The organism is Porphyromonas macacae DSM 20710 = JCM 13914 (assembly GCF_000379945.1).
Taxonomy (GTDB): domain Bacteria; phylum Bacteroidota; class Bacteroidia; order Bacteroidales; family Porphyromonadaceae; genus Porphyromonas; species Porphyromonas macacae.
In genome coordinates, this window is the sequence record NZ_KB904124.1 from 18,572 (window position 1) to 39,822 (window position 21,251).

At 44.9% G+C, this 21,251-nt stretch carries 15 protein-coding genes; 9 read left to right on the forward strand and 6 right to left on the reverse strand.

Annotated features, from left to right (window positions below; translation table 11 throughout):
• Positions 1-106 precede the first annotated feature (106 nt).
• From A3GI_RS0100095 to A3GI_RS0100110, 4 genes are read right to left on the reverse strand one after another with little or no spacing between them, the layout of a single operon-like run.
• Entirely contained in the window at positions 107-433 is a 327-nt protein-coding gene (locus A3GI_RS0100095; RefSeq protein ID WP_025079411.1) for a DUF2149 domain-containing protein, read from the reverse strand.
• Positions 411-1,013, reverse strand: coding sequence for a MotA/TolQ/ExbB proton channel family protein (locus tag A3GI_RS0100100; protein WP_018359432.1), 603 nt, complete (start codon positions 1,011-1,013; stop codon positions 411-413). The genes A3GI_RS0100095 and A3GI_RS0100100 overlap by 23 nt, the downstream gene beginning before the upstream one ends.
• A 3-nt stretch (positions 1,014-1,016) precedes the next feature.
• The gene (locus A3GI_RS0100105) at positions 1,017-1,739 is read right to left on the reverse strand and encodes a hypothetical protein (protein WP_018359433.1); all 723 of its coding nucleotides are present in this window, start codon (positions 1,737-1,739) and stop codon (positions 1,017-1,019) included.
• Between the two features lie 4 nt (positions 1,740-1,743).
• Entirely contained in the window at positions 1,744-6,072 is a 4,329-nt protein-coding gene (locus A3GI_RS0100110; RefSeq protein WP_018359434.1) for a cobaltochelatase subunit CobN, read from the reverse strand.
• Between the two features lie 910 nt (positions 6,073-6,982).
• Here A3GI_RS0100110 and ychF point away from each other — a divergent pair.
• The 6 genes from ychF to deoC are packed head-to-tail and all read left to right on the forward strand — an operon-like array spanning position 6,983 to position 13,546.
• Positions 6,983-8,086: a redox-regulated ATPase YchF gene (ychF, locus tag A3GI_RS0100120; RefSeq protein ID WP_018359436.1), complete on the forward strand. Its 1,104-nt coding sequence runs from the start codon at positions 6,983-6,985 to the stop codon at positions 8,084-8,086.
• Positions 8,087-8,115: 29 nt separating this feature from the next.
• On the forward strand, positions 8,116-10,017 hold the full coding sequence (gene mnmG, locus A3GI_RS0100125) for a tRNA uridine-5-carboxymethylaminomethyl(34) synthesis enzyme MnmG (protein WP_018359437.1): 1,902 nt from the start codon (positions 8,116-8,118) through the stop codon (positions 10,015-10,017).
• A 37-nt stretch (positions 10,018-10,054) separates the two neighbouring features.
• Positions 10,055-11,851 (forward strand): excinuclease ABC subunit UvrC, encoded by a 1,797-nt coding sequence (gene uvrC, locus A3GI_RS0100130; RefSeq protein WP_018359438.1) that lies wholly within the window; start codon positions 10,055-10,057, stop codon positions 11,849-11,851.
• A gap of 15 nt (positions 11,852-11,866) precedes the next feature.
• Positions 11,867-12,316 (forward strand): D-aminoacyl-tRNA deacylase, encoded by a 450-nt coding sequence (gene dtd / locus A3GI_RS0100135; RefSeq protein ID WP_018359439.1) that lies wholly within the window; start codon positions 11,867-11,869, stop codon positions 12,314-12,316.
• A gap of 56 nt (positions 12,317-12,372) precedes the next feature.
• Positions 12,373-12,693, forward strand: a complete 321-nt coding sequence (locus tag A3GI_RS0100140) for a nucleotide pyrophosphohydrolase (RefSeq protein ID WP_036869798.1) — start codon at positions 12,373-12,375, stop codon at positions 12,691-12,693.
• Positions 12,677-13,546: a deoxyribose-phosphate aldolase gene (deoC, locus tag A3GI_RS0100145; protein WP_018359441.1), complete on the forward strand. Its 870-nt coding sequence runs from the start codon at positions 12,677-12,679 to the stop codon at positions 13,544-13,546. Before A3GI_RS0100140 ends, deoC begins: the two co-directional genes overlap by 17 nt.
• A 349-nt stretch (positions 13,547-13,895) precedes the next feature.
• Here deoC and A3GI_RS0100150 read toward each other — a convergent pair whose 3' ends face one another.
• Positions 13,896-14,867, reverse strand: a complete 972-nt coding sequence (locus tag A3GI_RS0100150) for a polyprenyl synthetase family protein (protein ID WP_018359442.1) — start codon at positions 14,865-14,867, stop codon at positions 13,896-13,898.
• Positions 14,868-15,052: 185 nt separating this feature from the next.
• On the opposite strand from A3GI_RS0100150, the gene A3GI_RS0100155 reads away from it, so the two are divergent.
• From A3GI_RS0100155 to A3GI_RS0100165, 3 genes are all read left to right on the forward strand, one after another.
• Positions 15,053-16,378, forward strand: a complete 1,326-nt coding sequence (locus tag A3GI_RS0100155; RefSeq protein ID WP_018359444.1) for a mechanosensitive ion channel family protein — start codon at positions 15,053-15,055, stop codon at positions 16,376-16,378.
• A 723-nt stretch (positions 16,379-17,101) separates the two neighbouring features.
• On the forward strand, positions 17,102-17,926 hold the full coding sequence (locus A3GI_RS11065; protein ID WP_018359445.1) for a GLPGLI family protein: 825 nt from the start codon (positions 17,102-17,104) through the stop codon (positions 17,924-17,926).
• 10 nt (positions 17,927-17,936) lie between these two features.
• On the forward strand, positions 17,937-20,612 hold the full coding sequence (locus A3GI_RS0100165; RefSeq protein ID WP_147277708.1) for a carboxypeptidase-like regulatory domain-containing protein: 2,676 nt from the start codon (positions 17,937-17,939) through the stop codon (positions 20,610-20,612).
• A gap of 41 nt (positions 20,613-20,653) precedes the next feature.
• On the opposite strand, the gene purN is transcribed toward A3GI_RS0100165, so the two are convergent.
• On the reverse strand, positions 20,654-21,241 hold the full coding sequence (gene purN, locus A3GI_RS0100170) for a phosphoribosylglycinamide formyltransferase (protein ID WP_018359447.1): 588 nt from the start codon (positions 21,239-21,241) through the stop codon (positions 20,654-20,656).
• Between the last annotated feature and the right edge of the window lie 10 nt (positions 21,242-21,251).

Genomic DNA, 21,251 nt, shown 5'->3' on the forward strand with positions numbered 1-21,251 from the left:
AAAACTCATTGGAGCGATTGCGGGTGCATCTTTATTGTTTCGTTTGCTCGGGGAATCTGCGGCAATAATGAGCAGGATAACTGAAAAAGACAGCTCTCCCGCTACGCTATTCCGGCACGTAGATAATCTCTCCGTTTTCGAGCTGGTAAGCAATTCCTACCCGTTTGCCTTTGGCCTGCTTACTGCTCTCCTGATCTTCTTTGGGCGTATATTTTTCAATCTTTTCGCCTTTCTTCATGATAATCTCCATGTTGTCTTTGCCGGGGTTCTTTACGATGGTATAGTCCTCTTGCGAGAAAACCTCGGTCATATTGAACTTCGCAACCAAAGCTACCATCAGGGCAAGGGCAAACACCATGGCCACATCGAAAAGATTGGAAAGCAAGCTCGATGGGTCTGCCTCCTCTTCGTTAAATCTCCTTCGCTTGCTCATCTTTCAGTGTGTCGTTAAGGAAATCCAGCCAAAGTAAATCTTTATGGTTATAACCTCTGACGATTTGCAGGGAGAGGTAACCCACGCCCGAAGCAAACATGCCCATAACAGTGGTGGCGAAAGCCACCTGCATGTTGTATGCCATGGATGAAATATCGCCCGTGCTAAGTCCGACGAGAGCCGGTCCCATTGGGATAAGCGTACCCATAAGTCCTAAAATAGGGCCGAACTTCGTGAGTATTTTGGCGTTGGACAGTCTGCGTTCGATTTCCAACTCGTAATTGCCTATCAGATAGTTGCGCTCGGCTTCGCTTGCTGTGAATAAGTGCAGGCCTACGCGCTCGAACGGGGTTGCTCCTGCAGCTTCTTCCAGTTTTTTGCGCAGCTCTGCCGTACCGTCTTCTTTGACTTTGGCAAACAGACGGCCGTATTTGGCTACCCTGCGGCGGTAGTGTTGGCGCGAACCGAACAGGCCGCCAAGCATCAGTACGGCCATCACGAAGAGAATAATCAATCCCACAATAACCGGGATAAGCAGGCCATTGGAGATCCAGAACATTACATCGGAAATCAGTTTCATTGTTTATACGTTGTTTTTATTGCTATGTCTGTGTTTCAAATTGAAAATCAAATAGCCGCCCCCTGCTCCTGCAGCGATGGCAGCCAAAAGAATACCCGTGTCGGGGTCTATGGCCGGCGAACCGTAAACATGGTTTTCCAGTGTCAGCACACCTGCACCGACCACCGCAGCCAAAGTGAACAGCGAGCAGAGGATGCTCATTTCCTTGCGCATTTCCGCTTTGAAATGCAGGGAGTTGCAAATTTGCGGCGCAAAGACGACTATTGCCGCCACGCATACCGCCATGGTAGCGGTTACACCGATAAAGGAAACTCCTGTCAGGTCGAAAAGCAATTCGATACGAAGGTAAAAAAGAGCCGGCCAGGCCAATAGCGGGGGCAGCAGAGGTGCGGCTCTGTGCAATACTGCTGCCACGGCACGTCCCGGACCGTAATATTTGATATATCTCCTGTCGGGCTTACTTACCTCATTTGCAGTAGCCAGCAAGAGGCAGAGCATAAGGTCTGCAATAACAGCCAGCGTTATATTTTGTAAACTTTCGGCCGAGGCCAGCCAGGCATCGACCGAAAGTTTGCTTATATTCAGACAAATGGGATGAATCCAAACGATATAGAGGACAAAGAGAACGGCATGCACAATACGCACCCCTATGGAGGCTCTCTGTGCCTCCTCTATCAGCAGTTTGATTACTGCCACAATGCTGATGATCAGCAGTAGTTCGCTCATTGCGTCAGTTTGATTTCTTACGATCCCTTTGGCGTTTCAATAATATCGCTACCAAAATTACGAAGATTATTCCCAGCGCAATGAAAATACCGTTGCGTTTGCTGCTTTTTGCTACCGGTGCGGCAGACTGTGCCTGTTTTTTATTCTGTTCTTCCTTCTTCAGCACCTGTTGCTTTTGATCGGAGTCTTTGGGTTTGTCTTCGGCTTGGATATTACGTGCCTGATCGATCTTTTTCAAATAATCTTTCGATACATCTTCAGGCAATTGCCGGCCGATGAAGTTTTGTAGCTTCATATTATCGCAAACCATCTGGCTGCAACCGGCGCCGTGCTCTTTCAGGCTTTCGGCATGCAGTTCGGCTATGGCCTTGATCTGCTCGGGTGTCGCTTTCCACAAGCCTTTCCGGATAGTTTCCATCATCGCTGCCGTATAATCTTGCATGGCTGCCGGGTTATTTTTGTCGAAAAACTCTTTGATACCCAGATTTTGGGTGTCGGCCACATACATATCGAAGAGGCCGTCCCACAATTCGTTGTCGATGGCACTGGGTTTCATCACGTTCCACGCATAGGTATTTCGTATCGTTTCGTCGATAGCTCCTGCAGCGCCGGCCCCCTCTTTCAGTTGCTCCCGAACGTAAGCCGGATTGAGCAGTGTGGTACGGGCTTCTACGCCAATGGCCTGTTTGATTTCCTGAGTGCGTACTCTGTTGCGATTACGCAAATCGTTAAAATAGCCTTCCGGATCCTTGCCGGTCAATTCTCTGACGGTCAGTGTCAGACCGCCCATAAATTCGTAAACGTGGTCGAGGCTGAGTGCTCCCCAGGTATTGCTTTGGCGGGGCTGAACCACTGCATCCGTATTTTGCAGAGCAGCTTCGAATGCACCTTTCGTATAGCCTCCCCAATCCTGATCGGTTCCGTAAATGGCACCCATGTTATGAGCATATACATCGGCTATCTCGCTTGTTTTCTCCCAACGGTCACCGGCCTCCACCATGCTTTGTATACCGGTGCCATAGGCTCCGTTAAGGCCACCGAATACACGTGCCGAACTGAGTGCACGGGCTTCGGCAGGGGGGATGCCTTTATCGAGCAGAACGCGTTCGGCATCTTTAACTCCTTTTGCCACACGGTTTACGTTCGGGTCGGCATCGTCGGCCTGAGCTGCCAGGTCGACCGCTTTCTGGATGAGGAACAATCTGGAAGCAGCCAAATCGCGTAGCTGTCCCGAGGTCTGAACGACCACATCGATACGCGGCCTGCCTAAATCCTGAATAGGAATGAGTCTTACATCCAGAACCCTTCCCATACGGTCACGAACGGGTTCTACGCCGAGCATGTACAAAATTTCGGCAATGGTAGCTCCTTCGCTTTCGATAAAGCTGCTGCTCCAAAGCGTGAAGCTGACTTTTTGAGGATACTCGCCGTCGTGCCGTGCCATATAGTCTTCAAGGAGTCCCTTCCCAAGCTCCGTCCCATGTTTCCAAGCCCGTTCGGTGGGTGTTGTTTCGGCGTCTATGGCAAATAGATTGCGGCCGGTGGGCAGAACGGACGGGCTGGCGATATAGTCTCCTCCGGGAGATGGAGCCGTATACCCCCCGGCAAAGGCATTGGTCATCGCTTTCATCTCCAATTGCGGACTTTCATGGAGCGCTCGTTTGTAGTAGTTTACTTTGGCGATGGCTTCACGTAAAGTACCGATGGCTTCGGAAAGTTCCTTCTGTTTCAGTTCTTCCGGAGTCAAAGCCTTGGGCTTCATCATTTCACTCATCGGGTTGCCTTTTTTGGCTGCAGTCTTCATTTTGGCGATCTCTTCTTTACTCGGCATCTTTTTTCCTTGAGCAGCCATTTTCATCATTTCCGCCATCGAAGGTTTTTTCTTTTTAACCTCGCTATGAGCTTTCATTTGTGCCGAAGCCTGAGGTTGCGAACTGCCTCCGCCCATCATCATAAGCATCATCTGACGACGTTTTTCCTCCTTTTCTTTTTCGACTGCATCCCATGCCTTGGCCTGCTCCAGCTCTTCGGGCTTCACACCGCAGGCCAGGAGCTCTTTGTCGAGATCTGCAGGACTATGCTGTTCATAGCGGATAACCATCTTTTTGGCAGGCAGATAATACCGGGTGGCATACAGCGACTCCTTTTTCAGTTCCTCATCCGTGATCAACCCTCTGTGCTTGTCGAGCATCGCCAGAGCGTATGCAATGGGATCTACCGATAATAATTGCACACTCTTCCGGATCTTTTGTTCGGGGAAAGGCACCGAAGTGGTGTACATCCCTCCGGGAATTTTAGCTGAAGCCAGCTCTTGGACAAAATCTGCAAGGCTTTCGATATCTCTCCGGCTAAACGGCACATTCAGGTTGGAGTCGAGTTTCAGATCGCGATAGTAGCCCTCCTTAACCGCTAATTTTTTTATCTGCAGAGAGAGTTTCTCGTCATCTTCTTCCTTGCTCAGGTAATCGTCGGTGAGTTGCAGGAAATTTTTTACCTGTCCCTCCAGCTCCGTGTCCATAAACGGCACGGCAAGGTAAGAAACCAGTTCGGCATAACTGCGGCGTTTGGCCATCATGGACTCGCCCACATTGGCCGTAGTGTAATAATAAACGTGAGGCATATCCATACGCAGACGGTCACCCCAGTCCAAAGAGCTTAGTGCAACCTGTTTTCCCTGAATAAACTCGAAACTGCCGTGTGTGCCGAAGTGCATCATCACATCGGCCTTGAAAGCATTGCGGGTCCACAGATACGAAGCCAAAAACGGATAAGCAGGCACGGGAGTAGAGCCATGAACCATTTTGAAATTATTCTCGCCGGCTCCTTGTGCAGGTTGTGGTAAGAGAGCTATATTCCCCAGCTGTATACGTGTTACGGCAATTCCTTTTTGTCCGTCTTTTTCCAGAGTCATATACTCTCCCGGTACCGGCCCGTAGTGGGCGGTCAGGGTGTCTATCATCTGCGGCATGATACTTGCCTGAAGCCATGCCTGCAATGTATCGGCACTGACGAAAGCGGGATAACCGCTATTCAGATAGCGGCTGGTACTGCCTTCGGCGTAACTGTTGAATATGGCCCCCTGCTCCATAATCATCTTTCCGAAAGCAGCGGCATTATCGGGCAGACCGCTTACGTTGTAACCCTCTTTTTGGAGATGTTTGAGCGTATTGTAGAGTGATGGAACGACCTCCAGCCCCTGTGCTACCATGCCGTTCTGTCCGGGTCCTTTGAAGTAATATATGGCTACACGTTTTTCGCTGTTCGGCTTGCTTTGCAGCTTAATGTGATTTTTACAGAGCGTGGTAAACGTTTTCAAGCGCTCAGGCACAGTCTTGAACAACTTAACGCCATCGGATTGTGTCTGCAGAGTGACCAAAACAAAAGGCTCGATAGCTCCGTCGAGCTCGGGTGTCACGATACTTTGACTCAGGTAGCCGCCCATCATCCCTTTCGGGTCTTTCATCCACTTTTCCTGCTCGGTACCTACGATGAGCGGAGTTAGTAGCGGCACATTGTGTTCTTTGAGCCAGTTGATCGCCTGTTCGCTTTTACCGGCAGCCAAACGTCCGTGTGCAAGGTATATGACCAGATTCGGTTTGATTTCCTCCATAAAAGTTATCCGTTTGCTTCCGGCTGCGATGGGGTAGACGTTCATGCCCTCGGCCTCAAGGCCGGCAATCATTTCGTCCAAATAGTGTCTGTTGCCGTTAAACGGACCGGCAATACCGGTCAGCAAAGCTACCCGCGGAGCATCGGCTCGATAACCATGCTCGTTATAATACTTTTGGTATTCTTCCACCGAATTGAAAGAGCGGTCTTCATCGTCACGTGTAAAAAGCAGATCCGAGCCATAGGTTTTCGGCTCTGCCACCGTACCCTCACGCAACGATTTTTTCAAAATATCCCGGCGAAGGTAATTGAAGCCCGAACGGTAATTGGATGTACCTCCGTTTGAGAGATACTTGATGAGCGTTTCCTGCTGCAGGGAATCCATGTTGCAGAGGCTGTTTTGCGGATTCGGGCTCATCATAACCATATAGGGAATTTTCTTATCATCGAGAGACATAACCAGATCACGATCCTCATCCGTCCACTTCAGTCCCATGCCGAATGCGATGACGGCATCGTATTTCTTTAGTTTCTTAAGGTCGTTTTCCGGAATAAGGGAAATATTCTTTTTGTCCACGGAAACCGCCATCCGTGCCATCATAAAGTCCGGCATATTAACGGCCGCCACGCGAACGGGTTTAGGACGGAAAAGAACTATTCCGCCTATTAGGCAAATCAAAAGCAATACAATGCCCGAAATGCGAAGGAGTTTAGTTTTACTCATGGAATATCTTTGGTGTAAGTATATAATAATCAACGTTGCAAAGTTGTGTTAATCCTGAAACGTCTTCAATCCCTATTTGTTGGTATATATCTGTCGTAACATACGCTGATTTAGGTATCTGTTGGTACGATAACGTTCAAATGCGTTTTGGCTATATCGTTTTTATGGTTTTGAAAGCGGCCGGGGTTATCGTATCGGAAAGATGAAAGCGGGTTCTTTAACCGAAGGAGGTGAAGGGGTTCATGGTTCTATAATATCCCGCAGTCGGTCAAGCAAGGCATAACAGAAATTATATTCAGGAAACGGCAACATCTGTCAGTTTTTTCATACATAGTTCATACATAAAAAAGACTAAAAAAGACATTGCATACTCTAAAAAAGAAAGAATAAGTATGAAAAAGAAATTATTATTGATGGCACTGGGGGCATCTTTTGCGCTTTTAGTTACAATCCTAAAGCACAGAAACTTTCGGAACTTCGTAAGCCGGAGCGTCAAGCGAAGCTCCTGGAGATTACCAAAGGTATTTTTTCAAGTCCTTTTATCGGCGGTATGGTGACTCTTTTATCACAGAGTTCGTTTACACATTCGATCATGACAGCCCGAACAGCGCTTATTATTGTTATCGTACCATTATGTACAAGGTATATTTCCCGTAGGATCAAAAAAGAAGTGATAGAAGTAAAGTATGCTGCAGTGGTGACAATCTATAACAAAGCAGAAGTGGTTATAGATATTTTCGGGAAACAATATTGAAAAGAATCAAAGAAAAAGAAACAGTGTTTCCGAAGGTTTTCTCCGAAAAGAGTTATTTCCTGGCATAAATAAACAAAGACGTTTGTAACAGCCTGATACTCTTGCAGGGAATAGCTATCTTTGTAGATTAAAACAACGTTTTTCAGTATATAAATTATGGGACTACAATGTGGTATTGTGGGTCTGCCCAATGTGGGCAAATCGACTCTCTTTAACTGTCTATCCAACGCTAAAGCGCAAAGCGCAAATTTCCCTTTCTGCACCATAGAGCCGAACGTGGGGGTTATCACGGTGCCCGATGAACGGCTTAACGTGCTGGCAGACCTCTGCAAACCGCAGAGGCTGATACCTACCACAGTGGAAATCGTGGATATTGCAGGTTTGGTAAAAGGAGCCAGCAAGGGCGAAGGGCTGGGTAACAAATTTCTGGGCAACATACGCGAAACGGACGCCATCCTGCACGTATTGCGTTGCTTCGATAACGACAATATCACACACGTAGACGGCAGCATAGACCCTGTAAGAGACAAAGAAATTATAGATACGGAGCTGCAACTCAAAGACCTCGAGACTATCGAATCACGTATCACCCGTGTCCAGAAGCAGGCACAAACAGGTGGAGACAAACTGGCAAAAGTACAATACGATGTACTGGCAAAATACAAGGAGGCTTTGGAAAAAGGCCTGAATGCACGTACGGTTTCTTTCGACACGAAAGACGAACAGAAAACAGCGCGCGAACTCTTTCTGCTGACAGCCAAACCGGTACTCTACGTGTGCAACGTGGACGAAGCATCGGCTACCGCCGGCAATGCTTACGTGGAAAAGGTGCGTGAAGCCATCGCCGGTGAAAATGCCGAACTGCTGATTGTGGCGGCACAGACAGAGAGCGAAATAGCCGAACTGGAAACTTATGAGGAGCGGCAAATGTTTCTGGAAGAGATCGGCTTGGCGGAAAGCGGCGTATCGCGCCTGATCAAAGCGGCCTACAAACTGCTTAACCTCGAAACATATTTTACTGCCGGTTCGGACGAAGTGCGCGCATGGACTTACGCGAAAGGAAGTAAAGCGCCCCAGTGTGCCGGCATTATCCATACCGACTTTGAAAAAGGTTTTATTCGTGCCGAAGTTATCAAATACGACGACTTTGTGGCACTCGGTAGCGAGCAGGCTGTTAAAGAAGCAGGCAAAATGAATGTGGAAGGGAAAGAATATGTGGTGCAGGACGGAGATATCATGCACTTCCGCTTCAACGTATAAAGAACTATCAGACAACAAATTAGACACTAATGAGCACGACAGCGAACAATGTGCTGACAGAAATATACGACGTGGTGGTGATCGGTGCGGGACACGCCGGATGCGAAGCGGCTGCAGCTGCAGCAAGACTCGGCTCGCACACGCTGCTGATCACGCTGGACATGAACAAAATAGCCCAAATGAGCTGCAATCCGGCTGTGGGAGGCATTGCCAAAGGACAAATAGTCCGGGAGATAGACGCATTGGGCGGACGAATGGGATGGATAACAGACCGTACAGCCATCCAGTTTCGAATACTCAACCGCAGCAAAGGGCCGGCCATGTGGAGCCCACGGGCGCAGAGCGACCGCATGCGCTTTATGGAAGCATGGCGAAAAGAACTGGAGCAGGAGCCATTGCTGGATATGTGGCAGGATACGGTAACAAAACTAATTATAGAAGACGGCGTTTGCCGGGGCGTACAAACAGGGATGGGAATGACATTCAGAGCCTCGGCGGTTATCCTGACGGCGGGAACATTCCTCGGAGGACTGATGCACGTCGGCGATTTGCAGTTTGCAGGCGGACGCATCAGTGAACCGGCATCTTACGGCATTACGGAACACTTAAAAGAGTTGGGTTTGCGAACAGACCGTATGAAAACGGGTACGCCGGCACGCATCGACGGGCGCACACTGCATCCGGAAGAGATGGGCATCCAGCATGGAGACGAACAGGACCATCACGCTTTCTCTTTCCTGCCCGACAGTCGCAGCTCCCTGCCCCAGCGACCATGCTATGTTATCTACACCAATAAGGCTTGTCACAACGTTTTGCGCGAAGCCTTAGACCGTTCGCCGCTGTATAACGGACAGATACAAAGTATCGGACCTCGCTACTGCCCAAGCATCGAAACAAAGATCGTGACATTTGCCGAAAAGGAACAGCATCAACTTTTTTTAGAGCCTGAGGGAGCAGACGGTATCGAATATTATATCAACGGTTTTTCCTCTTCTCTTCCTTTGGATGTACAACTTAAAGCCCTTCGCGAAATACCGGAATTGCGCGATGTAAAGATATTCCGCCCGGGGTACGCCATCGAATACGATTTCTTCGATCCGACCCAACTTTACCACACACTGGAAAGCAAGGTCATACCTAATCTCTTTCTGGCCGGACAGGTAAATGGCACCACAGGTTACGAAGAAGCGGCAGGACAAGGTTTAATGGCTGGCATCAATGCCCACATGAAGATACACGGGCGAGAACCGCTCATTCTAAAACGCGATGAAGCGTATATCGGCGTGCTCATCGACGATCTCGTGACGAAAGGCGTGGATGAGCCTTACCGTATGTTCACCTCGCGTGCAGAATACCGGATTCTCCTCCGTCAGGACGATGCGGATATGCGCCTGACACCGATAGCGGAACGCATAGGCCTCGCTACCCCCGAACGTATCGATCTCTGGAAAAGCAAAAAGGAAGCTATTGACAATTTAATCCTTTTTGCCCGCTCCTTCTCGGTGAAACCGGCACTCATCAACGAACAGCTGGAAGCAATCGGCGAAACACCGCTCCGTCAGGGTTGCAAACTCTACGACCTGATTTTAAGGCCGGGGTTGAATATCGACACCCTCTCTAAAATGATTTGGGCACTGGATAAAAAGTTAAGCATGAGCGGAGCGCGGAGAGACGAAATAACAGAAGCTGCCGAGATACGCATCAAATACGCCGGATACATCGAACGCGAAGAGCAAATAGCAGCAAAAATACGCCGTCTGGAATACGTTTACATACCGGACAGCATCGACTATACAGTTATTAAATCCCTTTCTACGGAAGCCCGGCAAAAACTTGACCGCATACGACCCGGTACCATAGGACAGGCATCTCGCATTCCGGGTATCTCTCCGCATGACGTAAGCGTACTGCTGGTTCTTTGCGGCCGTTGAGGCATCGGAATGTTTCACGTGAAACATTGAATAAATCATGACGCAGGAAGAAATAAAAGCAATCATATCCACCATTCCCGAAGAACCGGGATGCTACCAGTACCTGAACAAGACTGGTGCGATTATCTATGTGGGTAAGGCCAAGAACCTGCGAAAAAGAATCGGGAGCTACTTTCAGAAAGAACATACGGACAAGAAGACAAGGCATTTGGTCAGAAACATCGACAACCTGAGATACTTTGTTGTAGAATCCGAGTTCGATGCCTTGATTCTGGAAAATTCGCTGATCAAACAGCACCAACCCTACTTCAACATTTTGCTGAAAGACGGGAAAACATATCCGTGGATCGTGGTTCGCCAAGAGCCTTTTCCACGCGTCTACATGACCCGGGAAATACTGAAAGACGGATCGAGATACTTCGGCCCTTACCCAAGTGTCCAAATGGCGTATGCCACGATGACGATGATCAAAGACCTCTACAAAATACGTACCTGCAATCTCAATTTGGCTCCGCATAAAATCAGAGAAGGACGCTACAAAGTCTGCCTGGACTATCATATCAAAAAATGCAAGGGACCCTGCGAAGGATTGCAATCGGAGAAGGAATACGACCGAAATATCAACGAAATCGTAGAGCTGCTGAAAGGCAAATTGCATCATATCATAGACCTTTACACAAAGGAGATGCAGCACATGAGCGAAGAGATGCGATACGAAGAGGCACAGAAATACAAAGAACGGCTGGATTATCTGAAAAAATACGAATCCAAGCATACGGTCGCTCCCTTCCATATCAGCAATGTGGATGTTTTCAGTTTCGACCGGGACGACAAAGCGGCGTATATCAACTATCTGCATATCGCCGAAGGGATGATCAACAAGGCTTATACAATAGAGTATAAACTGAAGATGGACGAAGAGCCTTCCGAAATTCTGGCTACGGCCATAACGGAAATCCGGCAGCGGTTCGGCAGCACAGCACGGGAAATCATCATACCTTTTGAAGTAGACTGGGAAGCCGAACCGGGTATCACTTTCAATGTACCGAAAAGAGGAGACAAACTGAAGCTGCTGGAGTTAAGCCTGCGCAACGTCAAACAGTACAAAGTGGATAAATATAAACGCGCGGAAAAACTTAACCCCGAGCAACGGGGATTGCGTATCGTTCACAACATGCAGGCGGATTTAGGGCTGAAAAAACAGCCGCGACATATCGAATGTTTCGACAATTCGAACATACAGGGCACCAGTGCAGTGGCCAGTTGCGTGGTCTTCAAAATGGGAAAACCGAGCAAAAAAGATTACCGGAAATTTCACATTAAATCGGTAGAAGGAGCGGACGACTTTGCTACCATGCAGGAAGTACTGCACAGAAGATACAGCAGACTGCTCGAAGAAAAAGCTCCCCTACCCGATCTGATCATCGTAGACGGAGGAAAGGGACAGCTCAATGCTGCCCGGGAAAGTTTGAAAAACTTAGAACTTACGGATAAGATAGAACTCGTCGGGCTGGCCAAACGTCTGGATGAAATTTATTTCTACAATGATCCCGATCCGCTCATTCTCGATAAAAATTCAGAAACCCTGCATATTCTGCAACAGCTACGAGACGAAGCTCATCGCTTCGGCATCAAGTTCCACCGCGAAGTGCGAAGCAAATCGCAAATCAAATCCGAATTGGATGAAATTCCCGGCATCGGAGCAAAAACCAAAGATAAACTTCTGGCACATTTTAAGAGTGCAGCCCGCATCAAAAAAGCAACTCAAACAGAGCTAAGCACCGTAGTCGGCGATGCCAAAGCCAAGATCATTACAGATCGATTCAGCAAATAAAACAAACATCAATATATGAGAGTAGTCATTCAACGCGTTAGCGAGGCTTCGGTAACAATAGAAGGAAAAATACATGGCAGCATAGGCAAAGGATTGCTCGTGCTGTTAGGCATAGAGGACCGGGATGGAGAGAAGGATATCGACTATCTAACCAGAAAGATCGTAAATTTACGGGTGTTTCCGGACGAGAATGACGTGATGAACAAATCATTGCTCGATATTTCCGGAGAACTGTTGCTCGTGAGCCAATTCACCCTGATGGGAGAAACGAAGAAAGGCAATCGCCCGAGCTACATCAAAGCCTCAAGGCCGGAGTTTGCTATTCCGCTTTACGAAAAATTCATCGCACAGGCAGAAACAGCTTTACAGAAGAAAGTGGAAACGGGCGTTTTCGGTGCAGATATGAAGGTTGCTCTGGTCAATGACGGACCTGTAACAATAATCATCGACACTCATAACGAATAAAAACGTTACACGTGAAACAAAAAGAAAAGAATATCACCCTGCGCGATGCGCAGCAAATGGTGGACGAATGGATAAAAACCTATGGGGTATGCTACTTCTCGGAGCTTACAAACATGGCCATCCTAACCGAAGAAGTCGGAGAAGTGGCACGAATCATGGCACGTCGTTACGGTGATCAAAGTTTCAAAGAGAATGACAAAAACAAGTCCCTGGGCGATGAACTTTGCGACGTTCTTTGGGTTCTTCTCTGCTTAGCCAACCAGACAGGCGTGGATCTGGAAGAGGCTTTCAAAGAAAACATCGAAAAGAAAACCAACAGAGACAAAGAGAGACATATCAATAACAGTAAACTTCATAAAAATGAATCAGAGAAGTAAATATCAAGAGGCTTTGGACAAATTCCAACCGGCTTTAAGTGAAGAACAGGTTAAAGAAACTGTAAAGAAAATCATTAAGGATCATTACGAACAATGCGACACCGATGAGGTAAAAAAATTCTGCTACGGACTTATCGACCTGACAAGCCTTGCCGGCACGGATACGGAAGAGAAAATAGCCCGTTTTACCCAAACGGTCAACGATTTTGAAGGCACTGATCCCACAATCCCGAATGTAGCAGCTATCTGTGTTTATCCGAATATGGTGAAGACCGTACGCGAAACACTCACCGTACCGAATGTGCGTGTGGCTTCCGTAAGCGGTTGTTTTCCCGCTTCCCAGAGCTTTACGGAAATTAAAATTGCCGAAACAGCTTTAGCTGTAAACGACGGTGCGGATGAAATCGACATTGTTCTGAATTTAGGTAAATTTCTAAGCGAAGAGTATCAGGACGTGTGCGATGAAATCGAAGAACAAAAAACAGCCTGCCGCGATGCTCACCTGAAAGTGATTATCGAGTCAGGTGCCATGAGTGATCAGGAACAGATCCGCCGGGCAAGTATCCTCAGTCTTTTCAGCGGTGCAGACTTCATTAAAACTTCAACCGGAAAAGAATATCCGGGTGCTTCTTTGGAAGCCGCCTATACCATGTGCAGCGTTATCAAACAGTATTTCGAACTGTATGGCGAACGTAAGGGTATCAAATTTTCAGGCGGTATCCGCACCTCCGAACAGGCTGTTATGTACTACTGCATCGTCAAAGAGGTGTTGGGCGAAGAATGGCTTACTCCCGAACTGTTCCGCATTGGCGCCAGCAGCCTCGCACAAAACCTGCTGAACGATATTAAGTAAAATAATAGCCGAGTTCTGAAAAAGGCGGAAAATACTCCCCCACCCCGTTAGTCTGTAAAGGGTAAGAAGTAAGAAGCAAACGCCATAGCCGCATGATAAACAATCTGTGGTTATGGCGTTTTTCATCTCTTGAATAAGAAATGAAATTCTTAATAGAATAAGAACAATAAATAACTCTAAAAGAATAACTTATAGACTTGAATTCACAGAAAAAAGTCTGCAATAAGTCTCTGACAATTAAGATTTTCTTCTTTCATTAGTCTTTACCCGTGAAAATGCAACTCACACAAACTCTGCAAGCAAGCATCCATCCGGACACAAATAAAAGAAATCCGTAAGAAAAATATTTTCAGATTTTTCTGTAAGAAATGTAATCGGCCATCTGCAATAAACTCGACCGGTATTTCGAATCCGGAAATTCTTTGAGGATATTCTTAGCTTCGTTCAAAAAAGTTTCCATTTTCTCACGGGCATATTCTATGCCTCCGTTTTCCTTGGCAAAGGAGATTAATTTATGAATATCTCCGGCCGAAAATTTTTTCTGATGAAGCAGCTGCCGGATTTCACGACTTACATCGCCATCGGCAACCTCCAGCGCATGCAAAAGCGGCAACGTTATTTTACCTTCCCTGATATCATTGCCCGTAGGTTTGCCCACATTATGATCGTAATAGTCGAAAATATCGTCCCTTATCTGAAAAGCATAACCGAATAGTTCGGCTACACGTTTGCATTTTTCCGTTTCTTCTCTCGAAGCGTTAACCGTATGCACGGCAATCTCTGCGCAGGTAATAAAGAGAGCAGCTGTTTTTTCGTGAATGACTTCAAAGTATACCTTTTCATCCAAAATAACCTTCTCGGCCGTTTCATACTGAATAATCTCGCCCTCGGTCAACTGTTTGCCCAACTCCGAAATCTTGCTCAGAATCATCAAATCACCTATTTCAATGGCTTTTTTAATGGCCGAGGTCAGGATATAATCACCCATCAATACGGCAACGTTATTGTAATAAAGCGTATTTAAGGTGGCGTTTCCGCGCCGTTCGTCAGAATCGTCTATCACATCATCGTGAATAAGCGTAGCCGTATGAATCAATTCCAGTACCACAGCCACCTCCACTGTCTCTTTGGGCAATTCGTCCGTAAAAAGCGAAGCCATAAGTCCCATGAAAAGAGGTCTGAGCTGTTTGCCGTTACTGCTATATAGATGGTTTATGGCAATAGTCAGCCATTCAGACTTACTCTGTAATACTGCGTTATATTGCTCGCGAAAGCTTTCTAAAAAAGGAGCAACGGGAGCCTGAATAGTTTCTATTTGCATAAACGATTACACATTGGCACTTTTGGATAAAAGCAAATTTAACATAAAGGCAACGAAAAGCCAACATCAAGAACAGAAAGAAAAGTCTTTTCGGTCATCCGGCAATGTGTTTTGGGTCGAACATAAATAAACATTATATTTCAGTAAAGAATTTCACATACCGTATTTTACCATTCTTCAACAATATGATTTCACTCATGCATTTCATCTCTGCAACCATCGCCGGTTCTGTTTCCAATGCCGAAGAGGTTATTGTCAAACCGGCAAACGTCATCATTAAAAACTCTATGGCTTTTCTGCAGTCTTTGGGTGTACCCGAAAGCTCTATTTACTTTATCAATTCCACCTTTCTTGTGGCCGTAGTCCTAATCATTGCCTTTTTAATTCAGTGGTTGAGTTCCAAAACGCTCAAAAAAATTTTTAACCGTTTCGGACAGCATCGAAGTCTTATACTCTTTCAGGATATGATCAATAACAAGCTTTATTATTTACTTGCTCTGATCATACCCATCGGATTTGTAAGAGCAATGATACCGCTCGTTTTTGATAACCAGCCCAAACTCATTTCGTTCAATCTGCTCCTGTTCAATATTTACGTAACGATATATATCATCCGGTTGCTTATTGCATTCGCCAATACCATGCGCGATTTCCTGAGGCATAAGGAAGCCTATGCCGATAAACCGCTCGACAGTTTTGCCCAGGTAGCCAAAATCATCATTCTTTTCTTGGGTATCATATCCATTATCGGCACATTGCTCGGGCAGGATCCGAAAGTACTGTTAGGCGGTCTGGGTGCTTTAAGTGCCGTGTTCATGCTGATTTTTAAGGATAGTATCTTAGGTTTCGTAGCCAGCATACAGGTATCGGTAAACGATATGGTACGCATAGGAGACTGGATAACCATCCCCAGTCTGGATGCCGATGGCGATGTAATCAAAATCTCTCTTACAACGGTTAAAATCAAAGCTTTCGACAATACCATCATCACCCTGCCCACCTACTCTCTCATCAATAATACCATGCAAAACTGGCGGGGTATGAAAGACACCGGTTGTCGCCGGGTCAAACGCGCCATACGTATTAAACAAAGCAGCATCAAATTTCTGACTGTCGAAGAACTTGAACGAATGAAAGAGATTGCTTTCTTAAGCGAATATATCAGCCGAAAACAAAAAGAAATCACTGCTTATCAGACTAAAAAAGGTATCGATAACCACCACCCTACCCATATTCCGGCCATAACGAACATAGCGCTCTTCGAACACTATTGCGCTCAATATTTATACCAACGCAACGATGTCAGCTCCGAAATGACCCTTATGGTACGTCAATTAAGCCCTGAACCTACAGGACTCCCCGTAGAAATTTACGCTTTCGTCACCACTACCGTTTGGGTCAAATATGAAGCCATAGTTACCGATATATTCGATCATCTCATTGCTTTCGTCGCTTTTTTCGATCTGGAAATATTCGAAAATATTACCAACAAAACACCCGAATTATCATAATGACGTATACTGAAAAATTCTCTGCCTGATGGTTGAAAATTCTTCAGGCAAAGAATAAAAATCCAAGTTAACTTCGTTTTTTATTCTTCAGGCAGGGATTTTTCAATCGTTACGCAAAAATTCTTACTTCTTCTCAAAAAAGCTGTATCACAATAACTTACAGTAGAAAAAAGAATATCCATTTTTAATGTAAAGTTGTTGATAAGGCGTTGATAATTGAAACAATAAGTTTTGATAATTATGAGAAGTTAATAGAAAAAGAATCATAGGATAAAAGTATCTACGAAATAAACAAAAGAAATAGCCGAAACTTATTGATTTATTTTTGCTTCGGTTTTCAACAGTCATACAGATCTTCGGAAATATTCTCTATTCAACTTCGACACGTATTCGTTGTTAATAAATTATTTTATTCTCTTATAATCAAATATTTAGCTTGTGTATAACCTGTTTGCTTGCTTGTGTAACAATTATTTATAACCTACCCTACTCAAGACAGGTAGCAAGACCCTTATAATCGGTTATGAACAGTATCAACAGCTATTACTCTCCTATTATACTTTTTTAATTTTAAGAAAAAGAAAAGATATAAAAGGAACCATGTGAACAACATCGGTTAATCGAAATAACCAGAGTATGGTTATGCCTGTTCTGAATATGAAAAATAAGTTTTCTATTCTATTATTTTATTAATTTCACAGACCATAAATTTTAGATAAAGCCATGAAACGAATTCAATCCAATTGTTTGTTGTGTTTATTTTTATCCGTACAGGTATTATCTGCACAGAATGCCAGACTGGTTAATACGGTGGATCCTGAAAACTTGGAAAAAGCTACTTTAGAATGTATTTATGAATTTATCCGTCCTTCCGATCAGGATAATAAGATACAGGAGAGTGGTGAATATATTTTGCAGATAGGGTCCAATCAGACATCTTTTTTCAGTTATTCTACTTATCGTGTCGATTCTGTTTTTATTTCTCTCAATCAGTATAAAATTCCTGTAAATCAAGCATTCGCAGTAAATCAGGAATATAAACGTCCGTCTTTGGAGCGAATAAATATTTATCGTAATCATAAAGAGAAAAAACAGTTGGTTTATCAGGGCTTTGTGAATGAGCGATACGGCTATACAGAACCCGTAAAAAATATAAAATGGAAAGTAGGTAAGGAAACCAAAAAGATATTGGGATATACCTGTATGCGTGCAGACGGTCTTTTCAGAGGACGGCAATGGACTGTTTGGTTTGCATCGGATATAGCTGTGGCAGAAGGTCCCTGGAAGTTGTACGGTTTACCCGGTTTGATACTCGAAGCCTCGGACAGTACGGGTAAATTGATTTTTAGAGCACTCGAAGTAAGAAAGGCTAACAGTCATATTTATAAGAATAAGTATATGACTTATACCGATGTATCTTATGCTGATTTTCGGAAAATTCATCTGGATTATCGCACTTATCCTGATAAGTATTTATTGAAAGAGAGTATGAATAATCCCATGAGACATAAGAAAAGATATTATCCTGTTCTTTTGGAATGTGAATAAACATCTTTCTTTGAGAAAAACAGTAGTAAAATATTGTTCTGTTTTACTTCTGTTTTCGGGTATTTTATTAGAGTCTCTGTTCTTCAGTTTGCATGCTCAGCAGGCAGTTAAGGGCAGTGTTTATGATGCCGTTTCGGGAAATCCTTTACAAAACAGTATCATACGCCTTTTTCGATTGTCGGATAGTACAAAGCAGTTGGTAAACTACACTTTGGCAGATGAAAGAGGTTTTTTTGAATTGCCTTACAGGAAAAACGGTCGTTATTTGCTGAGCTGTACTTTGTTGGGGTATAAGCATGCTGTTTCCGATACTTTGAGTTTGAATGGCGTATCGCTTAAATATACTTTCAGATTACATTCGGCAGATATCGTTTTGAATGAGGTGGTGATCCGGAACCACCCCATACGACAGCGTGGAGATACGATAGATTATCGTGTGGGCTCTTTTACCAAAGGCAATGACCGCAGTTTGGAAGATGTGCTTAAACGTATGCCCGGCATTACGGTAAGCGACCTTGGTGAAATCAAATATCAGGGCAAGTCTGTCAGCCATGTTTATATAGAAGATTCCGATATGCTGGGTGGTCGCTACAATATGGCTACCCGCAGTTTGAAACCGGATGATGTAGCTTCCGTGCAAGTCTATGAAAATCATCAACCTGTGCGCGTACTCAGAGAAATACAGATTTCCGACCGTGCAGCTTTGAATATCAGACTTAAACAGAAAGCTTTGGGGCATTGGCTTTTCGATGCTTTACTGGCTGCCGGTGCAGATAAACGTCAGTTATTGGCTCAGGGCGAACTTACTGCCATGGCTTTTCACAGACGCTGGCAAACGATGCTGATGACCAAAACCAACAACCGCGGAGATGATTATATGCGAGGCAGGGGAGTACATCGCAAATCGGATACAGAGTCGGCTATCATTCCTGCCCGTCCCCCTTATCCTTCGGTTCCTGCAAAACAAGCTCCCGAAGGAATGGCTTCTTTTGCTTCTTTGAATGGCATTGTTAAATTTTCCAAAGAAAAACAACTGAAAAGCTCTATACATTTGCTGCTCGACCGGAATATCAATGAGACTCGGCAAAATCGTTATTATTTGCCTGATCGTAAAGAAGAGGCGGATAAACATATTTCGGAAAGTATATGGCAAAAAAGTAAAAAGAGTGAATTACAGGGTGATTTGGATTATGGATATAACGGAGATAAATTATATATACGCAGCATCAGTCAATGGATGTGGGGGCATCATTCCGATCCTGTGAGCTTAGAAAAAAGTGTCGATAATCTCAATGAACATTTCATTGAAAAGTCGAAGTACAACACTTATGCGTTGAATAATAAAACCAGTTTTTACAGGAAATCGGATACCCGGATTTATCAATTGGAAAGTGAAATAGACTATACTGCATCGCCCGATTATTATTTGCAGGTATTTAATCCTTTCGATTTACAGGCTTATCAGCATATTCGCGACAGACATTTCAAGGCGCTTTTGTACGGTGAATTGAATTATCGCATCGGTCGATCCGGTATGTTGGGAGTCAATCTGAAAACGATGCTTGAACAGCAAAATATCAATACTGCCGGACAAGATATACGCCGAACATCGCCTCTTTATATAAATGATCCCAGCGGTATGATTTATGGTTTTACAGCATCGCCTTTATATTCATACCGGGGTAGAAATTATGTATGGTATTTGGGTTGCCCGGTAACATTCAGAGGTATGCGGGTACATGTGAAAAATGATGACAGGAAATTTTCACCTTTTCACATATATTGGGGTTGCTATCTCAGGGCTAACTTTAAGCTGTCCGGACGCAATAAATTGAATTTTTCTTTTTATTGGAACAGCGAAGCCGATGAACGATTGACCGATTATGCCACCGGTTCCGTTATCCGCTCTTATAATCGCAGTTTCATTCCCGGAGGAGGGTTCAGGATGCCTTACAAACAGATGACCGTCAATGGAGAATGGGAATTCAAAAATCCTGTTGCATCTTTTTTTATGAACAGTCACATTTCTTATAATAATAACCGGCAGGAAGGAATGCCATCGTTGATGTTGGACGATCAGGGCAATGAAAAGAAATCTTTTATAGAAAGTCTTTCTGCCCGTCGAAGCAATTTTACTTTGTCGAATCAGATAAGCAAAATGATTATGGAGCGGAATCTGACTTTGAAATTGTGGCTTGGTTATTCGTTTGGCAAAAGCCTCATTTATTATAATAAAGAACGAACCGAACAGTTACTCTCGAGCTACACCGTTCAACCGGTTATAGAGTATAACCCTTTGTCATGGTTGAACATCCATCTGCATGGTTCATGGACCGCTTCATCCATGTATACCGTGCAGACAAAAAATCGATATAATGCCGTCCAGCAACAGCTCAAAGGAGGATGGACTACGGAAGTTTTTCCCATTAAATGCCTCTCTGCCTATGTTATGTGCGAAGGCGAATATATTCGGTCGGATAAACGCTACGGAAACAACCATTATAACCTTTTTATCACTTCCGGTATACGTTATGCTTTTTCTACTGTGGATATATGGTTGGAAGCACGGAATTTGGGCAATCGAAGCCGGATACACCGGGAATATTTTTCTGATTTGACAGAAACGGTTATACAATACAAAATCAGACCTTTGGATGTGACCTTAGGCTGTAAAGTGCGTTTTTGATAAAATCGGGGAGGATCGTTTTTATCGTAAGTTCTGTTTATTTATTGGGTTTCCAGTCCCAGTTCCCGAATATATTGAAGGATGGTTACGGGGTAATAGCGATATTCGAGTGAGTGGATGCGTTCTGCAAGTGTGTCGGCAGTATCTTCGGGAAAAACGGGACAGGTAGCCTGACAGAGAGTCGTGCCGTGGTCATAGTGTTCGTCTACGATATGTATGGTGATACCGCTGCGTGTTTCTTTATGGGCTATTACTGCTTCGTGTACATGGTGTCCGTACATCCCTTTGCCACCGTAGGCAGGCAAGAGGGCAGGGTGTATGTTCAGGATACGTTTCGGATAAGCGTCCAGCAGGGGCTGCGCTATCAAATTCATATAACCGGCCAGCACGATCAGATCGATATGGTGTTTTTTGAGCAATTCGATGGGCAGCGATCCGTTTTTCATTTCTTGATTGGTAAATGTGGCGGATTCGATGCCCAAACGGCCGGCACGCTGTAAAACACCGGCATCGGGTGTATTGCAAATAATCAGTTTTATTTGCGTATTCAGACTGTGTTTACTAAAAAAATCATGAATATTTTCGGCATTTGTACCACTTCCGGATGCAAAAATTGCTATATTAACCATAATTTATATT

Excerpts from the sequence above, each read along its gene's own strand:
- A3GI_RS0100095 (WP_025079411.1), bottom strand. The coding sequence starts at position 433 with ATGAGCAAGCGAAGGAGATTTAACGAAGAGGAGGCAGACCCATCGAGC.
- A3GI_RS0100100 (WP_018359432.1), bottom strand. The coding sequence starts at position 1,013 with ATGAAACTGATTTCCGATGTAATGTTCTGGATCTCCAATGGCCTGCTT.
- A3GI_RS0100105 (WP_018359433.1), bottom strand. The coding sequence starts at position 1,739 with ATGAGCGAACTACTGCTGATCATCAGCATTGTGGCAGTAATCAAACTG.
- A3GI_RS0100110 (WP_018359434.1), bottom strand. The coding sequence starts at position 6,072 with ATGAGTAAAACTAAACTCCTTCGCATTTCGGGCATTGTATTGCTTTTG.
- ychF (WP_018359436.1), top strand. The coding sequence starts at position 6,983 with ATGGGACTACAATGTGGTATTGTGGGTCTGCCCAATGTGGGCAAATCG.
- mnmG (WP_018359437.1), top strand. The coding sequence starts at position 8,116 with ATGAGCACGACAGCGAACAATGTGCTGACAGAAATATACGACGTGGTG.
- uvrC (WP_018359438.1), top strand. The coding sequence starts at position 10,055 with ATGACGCAGGAAGAAATAAAAGCAATCATATCCACCATTCCCGAAGAA.
- dtd (WP_018359439.1), top strand. The coding sequence starts at position 11,867 with ATGAGAGTAGTCATTCAACGCGTTAGCGAGGCTTCGGTAACAATAGAA.
- A3GI_RS0100140 (WP_036869798.1), top strand. The coding sequence starts at position 12,373 with ATGGTGGACGAATGGATAAAAACCTATGGGGTATGCTACTTCTCGGAG.
- deoC (WP_018359441.1), top strand. The coding sequence starts at position 12,677 with ATGAATCAGAGAAGTAAATATCAAGAGGCTTTGGACAAATTCCAACCG.
- A3GI_RS0100150 (WP_018359442.1), bottom strand. The coding sequence starts at position 14,867 with ATGCAAATAGAAACTATTCAGGCTCCCGTTGCTCCTTTTTTAGAAAGC.
- A3GI_RS0100155 (WP_018359444.1), top strand. The coding sequence starts at position 15,053 with ATGATTTCACTCATGCATTTCATCTCTGCAACCATCGCCGGTTCTGTT.
- A3GI_RS11065 (WP_018359445.1), top strand. The coding sequence starts at position 17,102 with ATGAAACGAATTCAATCCAATTGTTTGTTGTGTTTATTTTTATCCGTA.
- purN (WP_018359447.1), bottom strand. The coding sequence starts at position 21,241 with ATGGTTAATATAGCAATTTTTGCATCCGGAAGTGGTACAAATGCCGAA.